Genomic DNA, 19,954 nt, shown 5'->3' on the forward strand with positions numbered 1-19,954 from the left:
TGCCCGGCCGTTGCCAGGCCGGACCGGCTCCCGCGTGCGGATTTTTCGTGTCCTGGACTCGCCGGGTGGACCACCCGACGGGGCCGGGCACGGACTCAGATCAAGACAACGCCTTCAGTGTCGGGGGCGGGCCAGCAATGGCCCAGGGCCGCCATGTCGCAAGACATGGCGGCCATCAGTACAGGTGAGAAAACATGGCAACCGTCATCCCCAACATTCCGGTCTCTGTCATTCCGACGTTGTCCACGACAACGATCCGGGACTGGACGACGGAGGACTACGCCGCGCTCAAGACGGATCAGCTGCAGGCCCTGACCACGCTGCAGGCCTCGGTCATCCTGTCCAGCAGCCTGGCCGTCCTGAGCAGTGACCAGATCCGCGCCTTCCAGACCGAAGACCTGCGGGCCATCACCACCACGGCCTTCGGCGGCTTCAACTCCGACCAGATCCAGGCCCTCAAGACCGACCAGCTGCAGGCCCTGAGCACCTCGCAGATCGCGTCGCTGAGCACGGTCCAGATCCAGGGCCTGACGACGGCCGACATGGTGGCCCTGACGACGGGCCAGGTCGGCGCGCTGACGTCCAACCAGCTCGGCAAGCTGTCCACCGCCCAGCTCTCCACCATCGAGACGGGTGACATCAAGTCCATCACGACCGGCGCCCTGCGCAATCTGTCTTCCACCCAGCTCGACGCCTTCACCAGCGACCAGCTGCGCGCCCTCTCCAGCGGCCAGATCAATTCGCTGACGACGGCCCAGATCAACACCCTGGGCACGGCCGACCTGAACAGCCTCTCCAGCAGCCAGTTCGCCAATCTGTCGACGGTCCAGGCCCAGGCCCTGACCGCCACCCAGCTCGGCAACCTCGCCACCGACAACCTGAATGCCCTGGGCACGGGTCAGTTCGCGGTGCTGTCGTCCGCGCAATTCGGCGCGCTGACCACAGCCCAGCTGGGCAAGCTGGAGACGGCCGACCTGCGTGCCGTCACCACCACCGCCCTGAACGGCCTGTCCTCCGACCAGATCGGAGCCCTGGCCAGCGACGCCGTCGGCTCCATGACGACGGCCCAGATCGCCTCTCTGGGTGCCAACCAGGTCAAGGGCCTGACGACCGGCGACATGGTCGCCCTGACGTCCGCCCAGATCGCGTCCCTCAACTCGACCCAGGCCGCGGCCCTGTCGACGGCCCAGATCGCCGCCATCGAGACCGGCGACATCAAGTCGCTGACCACCGGCGCCCTGCGCAACCTGTCGTCCGACCAGCTGGACGCCTTCACCAGCGACCAGCTGCGTGCCCTGTCCAGCGGCCAGGTCAATTCGCTGACGACCGCCCAGATCAACACCCTGGGCACGGCCGACCTGAACAGCCTGTCCAGCAGCCAGTTCTCCAACCTGTCCTCGGGCCAGGTCCAGGCGCTGACCAACAGCCAGCTGTCCAACCTGGCGACCGACAACCTGAATGCCCTGGGCACGGCCCAGTTCGCGGCCCTCTCGTCCAGCCAGTTCGGCGCCTTGACCACCGGCCAGCTCGGCAAGCTCGAAACCGCCGACCTGCGCGCCGTCACGACCACGGCCTTGAAGGGCCTGTCCTCTGACCAGGTGGGTGCGCTCGCCAGCGATGCCGTCGGTTCCATGACGACGGCCCAGATCGCGGCCCTGGGTACCGCCCAGGTGCAAGGCCTGACGACGGCCGACATGGTCGCCCTGACCTCGGCCCAGGTCGCCTCGCTGACCTCGGCCCAGGCCGGCAGCCTGTCCACCGCCCAGATCGCCGCCCTCGAGACGGCCGACATCAAGTCCATCACGACGGGCGCCCTGCGCAATCTGTCTTCCGACCAACTGGACGCCTTCACCAGCGACCAGCTGCGTGCCCTGTCCAGCGGCCAGGTCAATTCGCTGACGACAGCCCAAGTCAACACCCTGGGCACGGCCGACCTGAACAGCCTGAGCAGCGGCCAGTTCGCCAACCTGTCCACGGGCCAGGTCCAGGCCCTGACCAACAGCCAGCTGTCCAATCTGGCGTCCGACAACCTCAACGCCCTCGGCACGGCCCAGTTCGCCGCGCTGTCGTCTTCGCAGTTCGGTGCCCTGACCACAGCCCAGCTCGGCAAGCTCGAAACGGCCGACCTGCGCGCCGTCACGACCGCGGCCTTGAAGGGCCTGTCCTCCGACCAGGTGGGAGCCCTGGCCAGTGACGCCGTCGGCTCCATGACGACGGCCCAGATCGCTTCCCTGGGCACGGCCCAGGTGCAGGGCCTGACCACGGCCGACATGGTCGCCCTGACCTCGGCCCAGGTCGCCTCGCTGACCTCGGCCCAGGCCGGCAGCCTGTCCACCGCCCAGCTCGCCGCCATCGAAACCGGTGACATCAAGTCGCTGACGACGGGCGCCCTGCGCAATCTGTCCTCCGACCAGCTCGACGCCTTCACCAGCGACCAGCTGCGCGCCCTGTCCAGCGGCCAGGTCAATTCGCTGACGACCGCCCAGATCAACACCCTGGGCACGGCCGACCTGAACAGCCTGTCCAGCGGCCAGTTCGCCAACCTGTCCTCGGGCCAGGTCCAGGCCCTGACCAACAGCCAGCTGTCCAACCTGGCGTCCGACAACCTCAACGCCCTGGGCACGGCCCAGTTCGCCGCGCTGTCGTCTTCGCAGTTCGGTGCCCTGACCACCGCCCAGCTCAGCAAGCTCGAGACCGCCGACCTGCGCGCCGTCACCACGGCCGCACTGAACGGCCTGTCCTCCGACCAGATCGGGGCGCTGGCCAGCGACGCCGTCGGCTCGATGACGACCGCCCAGGTCGCGGCCCTCGGCACCGCCCAGATCAAGGGCCTGACGACGGGTGACATGGTCGCCTTGACCTCATCCCAGGTTGCCGCCCTCAATTCCGCCCAGGCCGGCACGCTGTCGACCGCCCAACTGGCGGCCATCGAGACCGGCGACGTCAAGTCGCTGACGACCGGCGCCCTGCGCAATCTGTCCTCCGACCAGCTGGATGCCTTCACCAGCGACCAGCTGCGCGCGCTGAGCAGCGGCCAGATCAACAATCTGACCACCGCCCAGATCAACACCCTCGGCACGGCTGACCTGAACAGCCTGTCCAGCGGCCAGTTCGCCAACCTGTCGACGGCCCAAGTCCAGGCGCTGAACACGACCCAGCTCGGCAATCTGGCGACGGACAACCTGAACGCCCTGGGCACGGCCCAGTTCGCGGCCCTGAACTCCGGCCAGTTCGGCTCGCTGACCACCGCTCAGCTCGGCAAGCTCGAGACCGCCGACCTGCGCGCCGTCACGACGGCCGCGCTGAACGGCCTGTCCTCCGACCAGATCGGGGCGCTGGCCAGCGATGCCGTCGGCTCGATGACGACCGCCCAGGTCGCCTCGCTCGGCGCCAACCAGATCAAGGGCCTGACCACCGGCGACATGGTGGCCCTGACCACCGGCCAGGTCGCGGCCCTGACCTCGAACCAGGCCGGCAATCTGTCCACGGCCCAGCTCGCCGCCATCGAGACCGGTGACATCAAGTCGCTGACGACCGGCGCCCTGCGCAATCTGTCGTCCGACCAACTGGACGCCTTCACCAGCGACCAGCTGCGTGCCCTGTCCAGCGGCCAGATCAACAGCCTGACGACCAGCCAGGTCAATACGCTCGGTACGGCTGACCTGAACAGCCTCTCCAGCGGCCAGTTCTCCAACCTGTCCTCGGCCCAAGTCCAGGCCCTGACCAACGGCCAGCTGTCCAACCTGGCGTCCGACAACCTGAACGCGCTGGGCACCGCCCAGTTCGCGGCGCTGAACTCCAGCCAGTTCGGTGCGCTGACGACCGGCCAGCTCAGCAAGCTCGAAACCGCCGACCTGCGCGCCGTCACGACGACGGCCCTGAACGGTCTGTCCTCCGACCAGATCGGGTCGCTGGCCAGCGACGCCGTCGGCTCGATGACGACGGCCCAGATCGCGTCCCTGGGCACCGCACAGATCAAGGGCCTGACGACCGGCGACATGGTCGCCCTGACGTCCGCCCAGGTCGCCGCCATCAACTCGACCCAGGCCGCGACCCTGTCCACGGCCCAGCTGGCCGCCATCGAGACCGGTGACATCAAGTTCCTGTCCACGGCCGCCCTGCGCAATCTGTCGACCGACCAGATCGACGCCCTGACCAGCGACCAGCTGCGCGCCCTGTCGTCCACCCAGCTGAACGCGCTGAGCACCAGCCCGCAGCTCGTCAACCTGGGCACGGCCGACCTGAACTCGCTCAGCACCGGCCAGATCGCCAATCTGTCGACGGCCCAGGTGCGCGCGCTGACGACCGACCAGCTCGGCAACCTGACGACGGACAACCTCAACGCCATGGGCTCGGCCCAGTTCGCCGCGCTGAGCTCCAGCCAGTTCGGCGCGCTGACGACCAGCCAGCTCGGCAAGCTGGAGACGGCTGACCTGCGTGCCGTCACCACGGGCGCGCTGAACGGCCTGACCTCGACCCAGATCGGGGCGCTGGCCAGCGACGCTGTCGGCGCCATGACGACGGCCCAGATCGCATCTCTCGGCACCGACCAGGTCAAGGGCCTGACGACGGGCGACATGATCGCCCTGACTTCGGCCCAGGTAGGCGCGATCAACTCCGCACAGGCCGGCACGCTGTCGACCGCCCAACTGGCGGCCATCGAGACCGGCGACATCAAGTCCATCACGACCGGTGCCCTGCGCAATCTGTCGTCCGACCAGCTCGATGCCTTCACCAGCGACCAGCTGCGTGCCCTGTCCAGCAGCCAGATCAACAGCCTGACGACTTCCCAGGTCAACACCCTGGGCACGGCCGACCTGAACAGCCTCTCCAGCGGCCAGTTCGCCAACCTGTCCTCGGGCCAGGTGCAGGCCCTGACCAACGGCCAGCTGTCCAACCTGGCGACTGACAACCTCAACGCCCTGGGCACCGCCCAGTTCGCGGCGCTGAACTCCAGCCAGTTCGGTGCCCTGACCACCGCCCAGCTCGGCAAGCTCGAGACCGCCGACCTGCGCGCCGTCACGACCACGGCCTTGAAGGGCCTGTCCTCCGACCAGGTCGGCGCGCTCGCCAGCGACGCTGTCGGCTCGATGACCACCAACCAGGTCGCGGCCCTGGGCACCGCCCAGATCCAGGGCCTGACCACGGCCGACATGGTGGCCCTGACCTCGGCCCAGGTCGCCTCGCTGACCTCGGCCCAGGCCGGCAGCCTGTCCACCGCCCAGCTCGCCGCCATCGAGACCGGCGACATCAAGTCCATCACGACCGGTGCGCTGCGCAACCTGTCGAGTGACCAGCTCGACGCCTTCACCAGCGACCAGCTGCGCGCCCTGTCCAGCGGCCAGATCAATTCGCTGACGACGGCTCAGATCAACACCCTGGGCACGGCCGACCTGAACAGCCTGTCCAGCAGCCAGTTCGCCAATCTGTCGTCCGCCCAGGTCCAGGCCCTGACCAACGCCCAGTTGGCCAACCTGACGACGGACAACCTCAACGCCCTGGGCAGCGCCCAGTTCGCGGCCCTGAGCTCCAGCCAGTTCGGCGCACTGACGACCAGCCAGCTCGCCAAGCTCGAGACCGCCGACCTGCGCGCCGTCACCACGGCCGCGCTGAACGGCCTGTCCTCCGACCAGATCGGGGCGCTGGCCAGCGATGCCGTCGGCTCCATGACGACGGCCCAGATCGCTTCGCTGGGCACGGCCCAGGTCCGCGGCCTGACCACGGGTGACATGGTCGCCTTGACCTCGTCCCAGGTCGCTTCGCTGAACTCCGCCCAGGCCGGCACGCTGTCGACGGCCCAGCTCGCCGCCATCGAGACCGGCGACATCAAGTCCATCGCGACCGGCGCCCTGCGCAACCTGTCGTCCGACCAGCTCGACGCCCTCACCAGCGACCAGCTGCGCGCCCTGTCCAGCGGCCAGATCAACAGCCTGACCACGAGCCAGGTCAACACCCTGGGCACCGCTGACCTGAACAGCCTGACCAGCGGCCAGTTCGGCAATCTGTCGTCCACGCAGGTCCAGGCGCTGACCAACACCCAGCTCGCCAATCTGGCGACGGACAACCTGAACGCGCTGGGCACCAGCCAGTTCGCCGCGCTGAACTCCAGCCAGTTCGGTGCGCTGACCACCGGCCAGCTCGGCAAGCTCGAAACCGCCGACCTGCGTGCCGTCACGACAACGGCGCTGAACGGCCTGTCCTCCGACCAGATCGGTGCCCTGGCCAGCGACGCCGTCGGCTCTATGACGACCAACCAGGTCGCGTCCCTGGGCACGGCCCAGATCAAGGGCCTGACGACGGCCGACATGGTCGCCCTGACCTCGGGCCAGATCGCCGCCATCAACTCCAACCAGGCCGGCGCGCTGTCGACGGCCCAGATCGCCGCCATCGAGACGGGCGACATCAAGTCCATCTCCACCGGTGCCCTGCGCAACCTGTCCACCGACCAGCTCGACGCCCTCACCAGCGACCAGCTGCGCGCCCTCAGCTCCACCCAGCTGAATGCGCTGACCACCAACCCGCAGCTGGTCAACCTCGGCACGGCCGACCTGAACTCGCTGAGCACCGGCCAGATTGCCAATCTGTCGACGGCCCAGGTGCGCGCGCTGACGACCGACCAGCTGAGCAGCCTGACGACGGACAACCTCAACGCCATGGGCACCGCCCAGTTCGCGGCGCTGAGTTCCAGCCAGTTCGGCTCGCTGACGACCGCCCAGCTCGCCAAGCTGGAGACGGCTGACCTGCGTGCCGTCACCACGGGCGCCTTGAATGGCCTGACGTCCGCCCAGATTGGCGCCCTCGCCAGCGACGCCGTCGGCTCCATGACGACGGCCCAGATCGCCGCCCTGGGTACCGACCAGGTCAAGGGCCTGACGACCGCCGACATGGTCGCCCTGACCTCGGCCCAGGTCGCCTCGCTGAACTCCGCCCAGGCCGGCACGCTGTCGACGGCCCAGCTCGCGGCCATCGAGACCGGTGACATCAAGTCCATCACGACGGGCGCCCTGCGCAATCTGTCGTCCGACCAGCTCGACGCCTTCACCAGCGACCAGCTGCGTGCGCTGTCCAGCGGCCAGATCAACTCGCTGACCACAGCCCAAGTCAACACCCTGGGCACCGCCGACCTGAACAGCCTGACCAGCGGCCAGTTCTCCAACCTGTCCTCGGGCCAGGTCCAGGCGCTGAACACCAGCCAGCTCAGCAACCTGACGACGGACAACCTGAACGCCCTCGGCACGGCCCAGTTCGCCGCGCTGAACTCCAGCCAGTTCGGTTCGCTGACCACGGGCCAGCTCGGCAAGCTCGAGACCGCCGACCTGCGTGCGGTCACGACGGCCGCCCTCAACGGCCTGAACTCCACGCAGATCGGTGCCCTCGCCAGCGACGCCGTCGGCTCGATGACGACGCAGCAGATCGGCTCCCTGGGCACGGCCCAGGTTCAGGGCCTGACCACCGGCGACATGATCGCCCTGACCTCAGGCCAGATCGCTGCCATCAACTCCAACCAGGCCGGCGTGCTGTCCACCGCCCAGCTGGCCGCCATCGAGACGGGCGACATCAAGTCCATCTCCACCGGCGCCCTGCGCAACCTCTCCACCGACCAGCTCGACGCCCTCACCAGCGACCAGCTGCGCGCCCTGTCGTCCACCCAGCTCAATGCGCTGACGACGACGCCGCAGGTCATCAACCTGTCGACGGCCGATCTGAACGTGCTGACCACCAGCCAGATCGCCAATCTGTCGACGGCCCAGGTGCGTGCGCTGACGACCGACCAGTTGAGCAGCCTGACGACGGACAACCTCAACGCCATGGGCACCGCCCAGTTCGCGGTGCTGTCGTCCTCGCAGTTCGGCGCGCTGACGACCAGCCAGCTGGCCAAGCTCGAAACAGCCGACCTGCGCGCCGTCACGACGACGGCCCTGGGCGGCCTGTCCTCCGACCAGATCGGCGCTCTGGCCAGCGACGCCGTCGGCTCCATGACGACGGCCCAGATCGCCTCTCTGGGTGCCAACCAGGTCAAGGGCCTGACCACGGGCGACATGATCGCCCTGACCTCGGCCCAGGTGGCCGCCATCAACTCGACCCAGGCCGCGGCCCTGTCCACGGCCCAGCTCGCCGCCCTCGAGACCGGTGACATCAAGTCCATCGCGACCGGCGCCCTGCGCAATCTGTCTTCCGACCAGCTCGACGCCTTCACCAGCGACCAGCTGCGCGCCCTCAGCAGCGGCCAGATCAACAGCCTGACGACAACCCAGGTCAATACGCTCGGTACGGCCGACCTGAACAGCCTCACCAGCGGCCAGTTCGGCAACCTGTCCTCCGGCCAGGTGCAGGCGCTGAACACCACCCAGCTGAGCAACCTGTCCACCGACAACCTGAACGCGCTCGGCACGGCCCAGTTCGCGGCCCTGAACTCCAGCCAGTTCGGTTCGCTGACCACCGGCCAGCTGGGCAAGCTCGAGACCGCCGACCTGCGCGCCGTCACGACGGCGGCCCTCAACGGCCTGAACTCCACGCAGATCGGCGCCCTCGCCAGCGACGCCGTCGGTTCCATGACGACCAACCAGGTCGCGGCCCTGGGCACGGCCCAGGTGCAAGGCCTGACCACCGGCGACATGGTGGCCCTGACCTCGGGCCAGATCGCCGCCATCAACTCCAACCAGGCCGGTGTGCTGTCCACCGCCCAGCTGGCTGCCATCGAGACGGGCGACATCAAGTCCATCTCCACCGCGGCCCTGCGCAACCTGTCCACCGACCAGCTCGATGCGCTGACCAGCGACCAGCTGCGCGCCCTGAGCTCGACGCAGCTGAATGCGCTGACGACCAGCCCGCAGGTCAACACCCTGGGCACGGCCGACCTGAACGTGCTGACCACCGGCCAGATCGCCAATCTGTCGACGGCCCAGATCCGCGCGCTGACGACCGACCAGCTCGGCAACCTGACGACCGGCAACCTGAACGCCATGGGCACCGCCCAGTTCGCGACGCTGTCGTCCTCGCAGTTCGGCGCCCTGGGCACGGCCCAGCTGTCCAAGCTCGAGACCGCTGACCTGCGCGCCGTCACGACGGCCGCCCTGGGTGGCCTGTCCTCCGACCAGATCGGCGCCCTCGCCAGCGATGCCGTGGGCTCCATGAGCACGGGCCAGATCGCTTCCCTGGGTGCCAACCAGGTCAAGGGCCTGACGACCGCCGACATGGTCGCCCTGACCTCTTCCCAGGTCGCGTCCATCAACTCGACGCAGTCCGCCGCCCTGTCCACGGCCCAGCTGGCCGCCATCGAGACGGCCGACATCAAGTCGCTGACGACCGGCGCCCTGCGCAATCTGTCGTCCGACCAGCTCGACGCCTTCACCAGCGACCAGCTGCGTGCGCTGTCCAGCGGCCAGATCAACAGCCTGACGACGGCCCAGATCAACACCCTGGGCACGGCCGACCTGAACAGCCTGTCCAGCGGTCAGTTCGCCAATCTGTCGACGGCCCAGGTCCAGGCGCTGACGAGCACCCAGCTCGCCAACCTGGCGACCGACAACCTGAACGCCCTGGGCACGGCGCAGTTCGCCGCGCTGAACTCCGGCCAGTTCAGCGGCCTGAGCACCGCCCAGCTCGCCAAGCTCGAGACCGCCGACCTGCGCGCGGTGACGACGGCGGCCCTCAATGCGCTGAGCTCCGACCAGTTCGGCGCCCTCGCCAGCGACGCCGTCGGCGCCATGAGCACGGCGCAGATCGCCTCCCTGGGTGCCAACCAGATCAAGGGCCTGACCACGGGTGACATGGTCGCCCTGACCTCGGCCCAGGTTGCGGCGCTGAACTCGACCCAGGTCGCCAACCTGTCGACCGCCCAGATCGCTGCCATCGAAACGGCCGACATCAAGGCCCTGTCGACCAGCGCCCTGCGCAACTTCTCGACCGACCAGCTCGACGCGCTGACCAGCGACCAGCTGCGCGCCCTGTCCTCGGCCCAGCTGAACGCGCTGACCACCGCGCCCCAGGTCGTCAACCTGGGCACGGCCGACCTGAACGTGCTGACCACCGGCCAGATCGCCAACCTGTCCACCGCTCAGGTCCAGGCCCTGACCAACACCCAGCTGTCCAACCTGACGACAGACAGCCTGAATGCCCTCGGCACGGCCCAGTTCGCGACGCTGAGCTCCAGCCAGTTCGGCGCCCTGAGCACCAGCCAGCTCGCCAAGCTCGAGACGGCTGACCTGCGCGCCGTCACGACGGCGGCCCTGGGTGGCCTGTCCTCCGACCAGGTCGGTGCCCTGGCCAGCGACGCCGTCGGCGCCATGTCCACGGCCCAGATCGCCTCCTTCGGCGCCACCGCCATCAAGGGCCTGACCACGGGTGACATGGTCGCCCTGACCTCGGCCCAGGTCGGCGCGCTGACCTCGGCCCAGGCCGGCAACCTGTCCACCGCCCAGCTGGCCGCCATCGAGACCGGCGACATCAAGTCGCTGACCACCGGCGCCCTGCGCAACCTGTCCTCCGACCAGCTGGACGCCTTCACCAGCGACCAGCTGCGTGCCCTGTCCAGCAGCCAGATCAACAGCCTGACGACGGCCCAGGTCAACACCCTGGGCACGGCCGACCTGAACAGCCTGTCCAGCGGCCAGTTCGCCAATCTATCGACGGCCCAGGTCCAGGCGCTGAACACCGATCAGCTGTCCAACCTCGGCACCGCCAGCCTGAACGCCCTGGGCACGGCCCAGTTCGCGGCCCTGAGCTCCGGCCAGTTCGGCTCGCTGAGCACCAGCCAGCTCGGCAAGCTCGAGACGGCCGACCTGCGTGCCGTCACGACGGCCGCCCTCAACGGCCTGTCGTCCGCCCAGATCGCGGCACTGGCCAGCGATGCCGTCGGCTCGCTGACCACCGCCCAGGTCGCCAGCCTCGGCACGGCTCAGATCCAGGGCCTGAGCACCGCCGACATGGTGGCCCTGACCTCGGCCCAGATCGCCGCGATCAACTCGACGCAGGCCGCCAGCCTGTCGACGGCCCAGATCGCCGCCATCGAGACAGCCGACATCAAGTCCCTGTCGACGGCGGCCCTGCGCAACCTGTCCACCGACCAGCTCGACGCCCTCACCAGCGACCAGCTGCGCGCCCTGTCCTCGGCCCAGCTGAACTCGCTGAGCACCAGCCCGCAGTTCGCCAACCTGGGCACGGCCGACCTGAACTCGCTGACGACAGCCCAGGTCGCCAACCTGTCCACGGCCCAGGTCCAGGCACTGACCAACACCCAGATCGCCAACCTGACGACCGACAGCCTGAACGCGATGAGCTCGACGCAGTTCGCCGCCCTGTCGTCGACGCAGTTCGGTTCGCTGACCACCAGCCAGCTCGCCAAGCTCGAGACCGCCGACCTGCGCGGCGTGACGACGGCGGCCCTGAACGCGCTGAGCTCCGACCAGATCGGCGCCCTGGCCAGCGATGCCGTCGGCTCGCTGACGACGGCCCAGATCGGATCCCTGGGCGTCAACCAGGTCAAGGGCCTGACGACGGCTGACATGGTCGCCCTGACCTCGTCGCAGGTCGCCGCCCTCAACTCGGCCCAGGCCGGCACGCTGTCGACCGCCCAGCTGGCCGCCATCGAGACCGGCGACATCAAGTCGATGTCCACGGCCGCGCTGCGCAACCTGTCTTCCGACCAGCTCGACGCCTTCACCAGCGACCAGCTGCGCGCCCTGTCCAGCACCCAGGTCAACGGCCTGACCACGGCCCAGATCAACACCCTGGGCACGGCCGACCTGAACAGCCTCACCAGCGGCCAGTTCGGCAATCTGTCGTCCACCCAGGTCCAGGCGCTGACCAACAGCCAGCTTGCCAACCTGGCCTCCGACAACCTGAACGCGCTGGGCACGGCGCAGTTCGCCGCGCTGAACTCCAGCCAGTTCGGTGCGCTGACCACCGCCCAGCTCGGCAAGCTCGAGACCGCCGACCTGCGTGCGGTGTCCACCGCCGCGCTGAACGCGCTGAGCTCCGACCAGGTCGCCGCCCTGGCCAGCGATGCCGTCGGCTCCATGCTGGCGACGCAGATCGGCGCCCTGGGCACGACCCAGATCGTCGGCCTGAGCACCGCTGACATGGTGGCCCTGACCTCGACGCAGATCGCCGCCCTCAACTCGGTGCAGGCCGATGTGCTGTCGACGGCCCAGATCGCCGCCATCGAGACGGCCGACATCAAGTCCCTGTCCACGGCCGCCCTGCGCGCCCTGACGTCCGAGCAGCTGGACGCCTTCACCAGCGACCAGCTGCGCGCCCTGTCCAGCACGCAGATCAACAACCTGACGACGGCCCAGATCAACACCCTGGGCACGGCTGACCTGAACAGCCTCAGCACCGGCCAGTTCGCCAACCTGTCGTCGGCCCAGGCCCAGGCGCTGAACACCACCCAGCTGGGCAACCTCGGCACCGACAGCCTCAACGCCCTCGGCACGGCCCAGTTCGCCGCCCTGAACTCCGACCAGTTCGGCGCGCTGACCACCGCCCAGCTCGGCAAGCTCGAGACCGCCGACCTGCGCGCGGTGACGACGGCGGCCCTGGCCGGCCTGGATTCCGATCAGATCGCCGCCCTGTCGACCGACCACGTCGCCGCCTTCAGCACCGCCCAGATCCTGGCGCTGACCACGGCCCAGTTCGACGGCCTCTCGGCCGCCGACATGACGGCGATGAACTCGGCCCAGGTCTCGGTGCTGACGACGGAGCAGGTGGCTTCGCTGTCGACCGACCAGGTCATGGCCATCGACGCCCTCGACCTCGCCAAGCTGTCCACGGCCTCGCTGCGCGCCCTCACCGACGCCCATCTGGCCGCGCTGACGACCGACCAGCTGACTGGCCTGAACGCTCGCGTCAATGCGCTGACGACCAGCCAGATCAACCACCTGGCGACCGAGGACCTGAACGCCTTCAGCGCCTCGCAGTTCCTGGTGATGACCTCGAGCCAGGTCCAGGCCTTCAGCACCGACCAGATCAAGGCGCTGGAGACCGATGACCTGCGCGCCCTGACCACGGCCAACTTCGCGGCCCTGAGCACGGCGCAGATCGAAGCCATCGCGACGGCCACGTTCGCGACGCTGAAGGTGACCCAGATCACCGCGCTGACGACCGACCAGGCCGCCGCGCTGACGACGGCCCAGGTCGCCGCCATCACGACCGACCAGATCCATGGCCTGGAAACCCGCGACATCGCCGCGATGAGCATGACCCAGCTCGACGCGCTGAGCAACGCGGCCGTCAGCGAGATGAACGGCGCCCAGTTCGACGCCTACTTCGCCAAGACGCCCATCGTGCTGGACCTCGACGGCCACGGCATCAACACGCTGGCCGCCGCCCAGGGCGTCAACTTCGACCTGGTCGGCACCGGCACCGTCAACAAGGTGGGCTGGATCGCTGGCGGCGATGGCCTGCTCGTCATGGACCGCAACCACGACGGCATCATCAACAACGGCAGCGAGCTGTTCGGCATGGGCACCATCCTGGCCAACGGCAAGCATGCCAAGGACGGCTATGTCGCCATGGCCGAGCAGGACAGCAACCACGACGGCAAGCTCGACAGCCATGACGTCAACTGGAAGCAGCTGCAGGTCTGGGTCGACGCCAACCACGACGGCAAGACCGACGGCGGCGAGCTGAAGTCCCTGGACGAGCTGGGCATCGCCTCGCTGGACCTGAACGCCACCAAGGGTTCGGGCAGCGACAACGGCAACCTGATCGGCCTGGTGTCCGGCTACACGACGACCGACGGCAAGCAGCATGAGATGGCCGACGTCTGGTTCACCAAGGACGTGCAGCCGCAGACGGCCGAAGCGGCCACGACGGTCAGCCTGGGCGACCTGCTGACGGCGCCGGCCGACGCGCTGCTGGGTGCGCCAGCGGCCGATCTGGCCAAGGCCACCGTGCCGAGCGCCGACGTCCACCTCGCGGCCATCGACCGCAAGCTGGCCGAGGAAGACGAGCTGCGCCGCAACAACGGCGGCAACTGGATCTAGACCTGATCTCCTGACGCCGGCGCTGGGGTGCCGGCCCCGCAGGCCCCGTGGAGCAATCCGCGGGGCCTGCTCCATTTGCGGCCTGTCGGCCACCGCTGCAGTTCGTCAAGGCCGCCGTGCAGCTCGTCGGCCCCTCAGCGACCCGACCGGGGGCGCTGCGAAGAATCCGCGCGCATCCCATCCCAGGAGCGTCCATGGACAACGTCGCCCGCCCCAGCCGCGCCCTCACCAACGCGGCCGGCCTCTGGTTTCTCGTCGCCGCCAGCGGCCTGGCCATCTTCGCCAGCTATATCGGCATCAGCTATGGGCGGGCCGCGCTGGGCGGGCCGCCGGGCGAGTCGCGCTGGGTGGCGGGCGACTGGCTGGGCAACTCCATGCTCAGCATGCACCTCATCTTCGCGCTGCTGATGACGGGCATCGGCGTGATGCAACTGATCCCGCCGCTGCGCCGGCGCATGCCCGCCCTGCATCGCAACCTGGGCCGCGTCTTCATGGTGGGCGCCGTGCTGGGCAGCCTCAGCGGCTTCTACCTGCTGTGGGTCAAGGGCACCGTCGGCGGCCTGCCGATGCACCTGGCCACCAGCCTGAACGGCGTCCTCATCGTGGCCTTCGCCTGGCTGGCCTGGCAGCATGCGCGGGCGCGCCGCTTCGTCGAGCACCGGCGCTGGGCCCTGCGCCTGTTCATGGTCGTCAACGGCGTCTGGTTCTTCCGCGTCGGCCTGATGCTGTGGCTGATGATCTGGCAAGCGCCGGTGGGCTTCGACCCCAAGACCTTTACCGGCCCCTTCGTCTATGCACTGAGCTTTGCGCAGTTCTTGCTGCCGCTGGCGGTGCTGGAGCTCTATCTGCGCGCACGCGGCCGGGCCCTGGCGCTGGCGCTGGCCGTGGTGGTGCTCGCGCTGGCGACGGCCGGCGGTATCTTCGGCGCGACGATGGGGATGTGGTTCCCGCGCGTGAGCTGACCGCTCAGGGCCGGTCGTTCAGCAGCTCTTCGCACTCCACCTGGGCCGCCGCGGCGGCCTGGGCGGCGATGCTGGGCGCGGCAGTGGCGATGCGTTCACCACCTTCGACAAAGGCGGCCGAGAACTGGCGCATCACATGGTCGACGCCGCGCGGCGACACCTCGCGCAGATCGCCCTCCAGGTACTGGCCGAAGCTCTGGGCCGACGAGATGATCTCGAAGGACGGGAAGTATTCGACGCCGTCATGCGAGTCGGCAAAGCGCCCCGCCACCGCGCGCAGCACGGCCTTGGAGTAGCTGGAGGCGACGATGACGGGGTGCTGCGTCGCCGTCGCCACCAGCGGCACGGGGGACACGGTGACGATCCAGCGCATGCCCGGGTTCACGCCGGCGACGAAGCCGCGCACCCATTCCAGGTCGGCCAGGATCTCCGGGTACTCGAAGTTCACGAAGCAATGCCGGGCCGCATCGAACTCGCCCGCCGCCGTGCCGGGGCAGACCGGGAAGACGATGCCGCTGCCCTGCTCCACCCAGGCCTCGGTCAGGCCCAGCGTGAAGACGAAGACGTCGCACTCGGTGAACAGGCGCCGGACCTGGGCCAGATGCCAGGCGCGGTCGGCGCGCAGGTCCGCCAGGCTGTCATAGCCGCCCGCCTGGATGCGCGGGCGCAGGCCGTCGAAGCTGCGGCCGTTCTCGGTCAGCACCGGACTTTCGTCGCCACGCAGGCCGAAGGCGAACTCGATGAGCTGACGCAGCTGGCGCACCGTGTAGACATTGGCATAGCGGGCCGAGAACACGCCATATTGCAGCTCGCGCGCCCGCTCCGGTGCGAGGCCGGCCGGGGCCTGCTCGACCACCCAGTGGCTGAGGCCGAAGCTCTCCAGCCGCTTGGCCATGTGCTGGGCAAAGCAGGAGCCGGCGGTCGCGATCTTCAGCGAAGGCGTCAGCTTGAATTTGGTGCTCGGCTTGAAATCGAGCTGGCCCCAGGCCTGGGCGCTGACGGTCTTGCGCCAGAAGGCCTGGGCCGGCATCTGTTCATAGGGATGCGACATGCGCAAGCACCTCCCGGATCTGGATGGCCAGGCCCTGGGCATAGCCCTCATTGCCATGCAGGCAGCCGCGCGCATGGTCGGCCTTGAGGCCGCCGTTGGGCGTCAAGGAGTCGGGCGGCGGTGCCAGGCTGGTGATGCCATGCACCGCGAGCTGGCGGTTCAGCTCGGCATACATCAGCCGGTACAGGCGCCGCCGCATCGCGAAGGGCTTGATGCCATGCTGGGCAAACAGGGCGCTGAAGCCCTCGGCATTGGCGCGGATATGGGCCTCGTCCTCGACCGGTGGCGGCGCCGGCAGATGCACGATGCGGGCGCGCGGGAAATGCTGGCGCAGGGCCAGATGGGTGGTCAGCAGGGGCTGGGCGATGTCGCGCACCCAGGCCAGCGCATCGGCGCGCGACATCCAGCGCCGCCCCGGCTCGAAGCCGCCGTCGTCATCGATGAAATCGGCCTGGGTCGGGTCGTCGACGATGGCCGCGATGGCGAACTCCTGGCCGCGCAGCTGCGAGAAGATGACCTCGGTGTCGGCCGGGATGTGGCGGAACACGGCCGCCAGTTGCTCGGGGATGAAGAGGGTCTGGCCCTGCAGCAGCGGCGCCGGACCGCTGGCAGCGGTGTTGTAGAGCACATAGTCGCCCTGCCAGGGCGGCGGCGCGTCCAGCGGCAGCGGCGCGACCAGCGGCACGCCAGTGCGCCAGGCCTGCTGGAAGACGTCGTCGGCGATGCGGCCGACGTACTGGTCCACCAGGCCGAAGAGATGCGAGCTGCCGATGGCGGCAAAGCGCCGCACCGTCGGCTGGGCGCCCGATGCCGTCAACGCCGCTCCCGCAGCGGCTCAGCGATCTGGCGCTTCTCGATGGCGATGATGGAGTCGTAGAAGGAGATGTTGAAGATCTGCTCGGCGGCGAAGTTGCCGGTCGAGCGCACGCCCTGGCGCTGCTCGCGCGGCTGCATGGCGCGGCCGTCGGCCATGCGGCGGTCGTAATGCCACATGGCCATCTTGTCGGTCAGGCCCTTGGCGAAGTCGTAGAAGTTGATGCCGAAGCGCGAGGCGCCATAGCCTTCCCAGAAGCAGCAGTGCAGGTCCTCGACGAGATAGACGCCGCCGAACTTCAGGCGCGGGAACAGCGTGAAGAAGGACACCAGCTGCTGGTCGGGCGTGTGCCCGCCGTCGTCGACGACGATGTCCAGCGGCCCGGTCTGCTCGGCGACCTGGCTCAGGAAGCCGGCATCAGACTGGTCGCCGATGAAGACCTGGTGGGTGGGGTTGTTGGCGCAGGCCGGGTCGATGTCGATGCCGACGACCTTGGCCTGGGGGCCGAGGTATTCCGACATCAGCGTCAGCGAGCCGCCGCGCTGCACGCCGATCTCGAGATAGGTGCAGGCCGTGCCCTTGAAGCGGGCCATGTGGCGCTCATAGACCTCGAAGTAATGGCGCCATTTGTCGGAGTTGCCGCCCAGGCCCTGCAGGAAGCGTTGTTCGAGTTCACCCATGAGGATCTTTCTTTCGCGGATTCAGTTCAAGGCGCCCAGGCGGGCGGTCAATGCATGTTCGGTGTGGTGGTGCTGCGGCAGCCAGGTGCGCAGCAGCTGCACCATCTGCGGCTGCAGCGCCGCGGCCGCATGGCTGACGACGCTGCACAGGCCAGGGGTGTCGCGCCGGATCTCATCCAACAGGGCCGGCCGCGCGAAGCGGGCCAGCTGCTCGGTGTAGCGGGCGACATAGGCGGCCTGGGCGCGCACGCCCTCCAGCACCTCGGGCGCGAATTCCAGCGGCTCGCGGCGGGGCACATAGCCGCCAGGCACTTGGATGACGCCGCTGACCATGCCCTCGGGCACATAGTTCAGCAGCTCCAGCACCTCGTTGTTGACCAGGTTGCGGTTGGTCCACAGCGCCGCGGGCGGCTGCCAGGTCTTCAGGCCATAGCGCTGCAGCGTGTTCATCGTGTAGTTGGGCGCATCGATGAACTCGCAGACGAAGAGCTGGGCCTGCTGGGCCGACATCCCGAGACGCTCGCGCAGGGCCATGACAGACGCCCCGGTGCCGCAGAGGTCGACCAGCCAGGCGGCGGCGCCGATCTTCTCGCGGCAATAGGCGTGATAGGTCTCGTCGTTGGACAGCCGCGCCAGCCGTGAGCTGTACCAGTAGTGGCTGCGCGGATGCCCGCCGGGCATGACCGGCGCCAGCGCGTCATAGACCTGCTTCAGATAGCGGGCGTCGCGGGCCGAGAACAGCAGGTTGAGCTGGGGCAGCTCGCCAGCCGTGGCCAGCAGGTGCAGGGCGCTGATGACGAGGACGGGCAGGTTGAGCTCGGTCTGCAGGCACAGCAGATTGGCGTCCAGGCCGCGGCCTGGCGTGGCCAGGCGGGCGGCGCGCAGCGTCTGCGCCAGCTCGGCGAAGCCGGACTCGAGCAGGGCTTTCTCGAGGCCTGTCGGCTCGGTCAGCGTGGCCAGGCGGGCCACCATGCCGGCGGCCTCGGGCTGGCGCACATCGGCCAGCAGGTTGTCGCCCTCGTGCTCCAGCTGCTGTCCGGCGGCGGCCAGCGCGGCCCAGACCCGCCCGGTGCGCTTGCCACTGGCGCTGCGCAGCAGCGGGTTGTGGCTGGGCAGGCCGGCGCGCTGCAGCAGGCGGCGGATGACATCCTCCGGCAGATACATGTCGGTGATGAGCAGGCTGTCGTCCTCCACCCTGGCCAGGGCGTCGGCGATGGGCAGCACGTTCTCCAGCTCGATGGCGATCTCCAGCTCCATCAGCGCCTGGCGGCGGCCGTCGTCCAGGGACTGGCTGCGGGCGATGACCTCGTAGATGTCGGCCAGCTGGTAGTCCAAATGGGCCACGCTGCGCTCGGCATTGATGCGCAGCGCGGCGAAACCGGCCGCGCCCAGGCGTCTCTCCATCTCCTCGAAGACGGCCACGGCGCGGATGCAGCGGCGCGCGATCAGCGTGTCGAAGATGTCGAAGCTCAGCGGCATCAGGCGGCCTCGGCGAGTTGCAGGTGGCGGGCGATGGCCGCGCTGGAAAAGGCCGCGTACTCGGTGGCATCCGGCACATGGGCCGCCAGCTCGACGAGGCGCGCGGCGCATTCGCGGTAGGCGGCCACGGCCGCGCCGACGTCGGGATAGCGGGTCTGCAGGGCCAGGAACTCGGGCAGGCGGCCCGGCTCGCCGCCGCGCAGGAAGGCGCGCATGTAGCGGTGCTTGATGGCCAGGTCATGCCCCCATTGCTGCTGGGCGCGCGACTGGCTGACCTGCTTGGCGTGCTTGCGGTAATAGGTCAGCGGCAGCTCGAGGTTGGCGAAGGTGGCGCCGGCCAGGCTGGCGCGGCACCAGAGCTCGTAGTCCTCGGCGAAATCGAATGCAGGGTCATAGGCGCCCACCCAGCCGAACAGGCTGCGGCGCGCCATCACCGAGGGGTGGGCGATGGCGCAGCGCTGGATGAAGGCGGTGCGGATGGCGGCGTCGCCGGGCGGGTGGCTGAGCAGGCCCAGCGGGTTCTGCAGGCCGCGGTCGTGGTCGAAGACGACCAGCTGGGTGCCGCAGACCTGCACGCCGGCGTGGGCCTGCAGGAACTCCAGCTGCAGGCGCAGGCGCTCGGGATGGGCGAGATCGTCGGCATCCAGGCGGGCGATGAATTCGCTGTCGCTGGCCTGCAGGCCGTCATTCAGCGAGCGGGCGACGCCCTGGGGGCTGTCATGGGTGATGCGGCGCAGGGTCAGCTGACCCTCGAAGCGGGCGGCCACCGCGGCAGTGTCGTCGGTGGAGCCGTCGTCGACCAGCACCACCTCGAAGTCGCGCAGGCTCTGCCCCGCCAGGCTTTGCAGCGTATCGCCCAGGGTCTGGGCGGCATTCAGCGCCGGGATGACGACGGAGATCAGGGGCATGTTGGCCCATGCTAACCAAGTGAACCGCGCGCCATTGCAAGAGAAAGCAGCGGCGGTGCTGCCAAATCGCCGCCA

At 69.0% G+C, this 19,954-nt stretch carries 7 protein-coding genes; 2 read left to right on the forward strand and 5 right to left on the reverse strand.

Annotated features, from left to right (window positions below; translation table 11 throughout):
- Nucleotides 1-194: 194 nt before the first annotated feature.
- Nucleotides 195-13,985, forward strand: a complete 13,791-nt coding sequence (locus AC07OY_RS22130) for a beta strand repeat-containing protein (protein ID WP_495044736.1) — start codon at nucleotides 195-197, stop codon at nucleotides 13,983-13,985.
- Between the two features lie 194 nt (nucleotides 13,986-14,179).
- Nucleotides 14,180-14,947: a DUF2306 domain-containing protein gene (locus AC07OY_RS22135; RefSeq protein ID WP_495044737.1), complete on the forward strand. Its 768-nt coding sequence runs from the start codon at nucleotides 14,180-14,182 to the stop codon at nucleotides 14,945-14,947.
- Between the two features lie 4 nt (nucleotides 14,948-14,951).
- Here AC07OY_RS22135 and AC07OY_RS22140 read toward each other — a convergent pair whose 3' ends face one another.
- From AC07OY_RS22140 to AC07OY_RS22160, 5 genes are read right to left on the reverse strand one after another with little or no spacing between them, the layout of a single operon-like run.
- Nucleotides 14,952-15,998 carry a GSCFA domain-containing protein gene (locus AC07OY_RS22140; RefSeq protein ID WP_495044738.1) on the reverse strand — a complete coding sequence of 349 codons (1,047 nt, stop codon included), beginning with the start codon at nucleotides 15,996-15,998 and terminating at the stop codon, nucleotides 14,952-14,954.
- Nucleotides 15,982-16,815, reverse strand: a complete 834-nt coding sequence (locus AC07OY_RS22145; RefSeq protein WP_495044739.1) for a hypothetical protein — start codon at nucleotides 16,813-16,815, stop codon at nucleotides 15,982-15,984. The genes AC07OY_RS22140 and AC07OY_RS22145 overlap by 17 nt, the downstream gene beginning before the upstream one ends.
- The gene (locus AC07OY_RS22150; RefSeq protein ID WP_495044740.1) at nucleotides 16,812-17,492 is read right to left on the reverse strand and encodes a class I SAM-dependent methyltransferase; all 681 of its coding nucleotides are present in this window, start codon (nucleotides 17,490-17,492) and stop codon (nucleotides 16,812-16,814) included. The genes AC07OY_RS22145 and AC07OY_RS22150 overlap by 4 nt, the downstream gene beginning before the upstream one ends.
- 21 nt (nucleotides 17,493-17,513) lie before the next feature.
- On the reverse strand, nucleotides 17,514-18,971 hold the full coding sequence (locus AC07OY_RS22155) for a hypothetical protein (RefSeq protein ID WP_495044741.1): 1,458 nt from the start codon (nucleotides 18,969-18,971) through the stop codon (nucleotides 17,514-17,516).
- Entirely contained in the window at nucleotides 18,971-19,879 is a 909-nt protein-coding gene (locus AC07OY_RS22160) for a glycosyltransferase family 2 protein (RefSeq protein ID WP_495044742.1), read from the reverse strand. Before AC07OY_RS22160 ends, AC07OY_RS22155 begins: the two co-directional genes overlap by 1 nt.
- Nucleotides 19,880-19,954: the final 75 nt, after the last annotated feature.

This window comes from Roseateles sp. GW821-FHT09H10 (genome assembly GCF_059415865.1).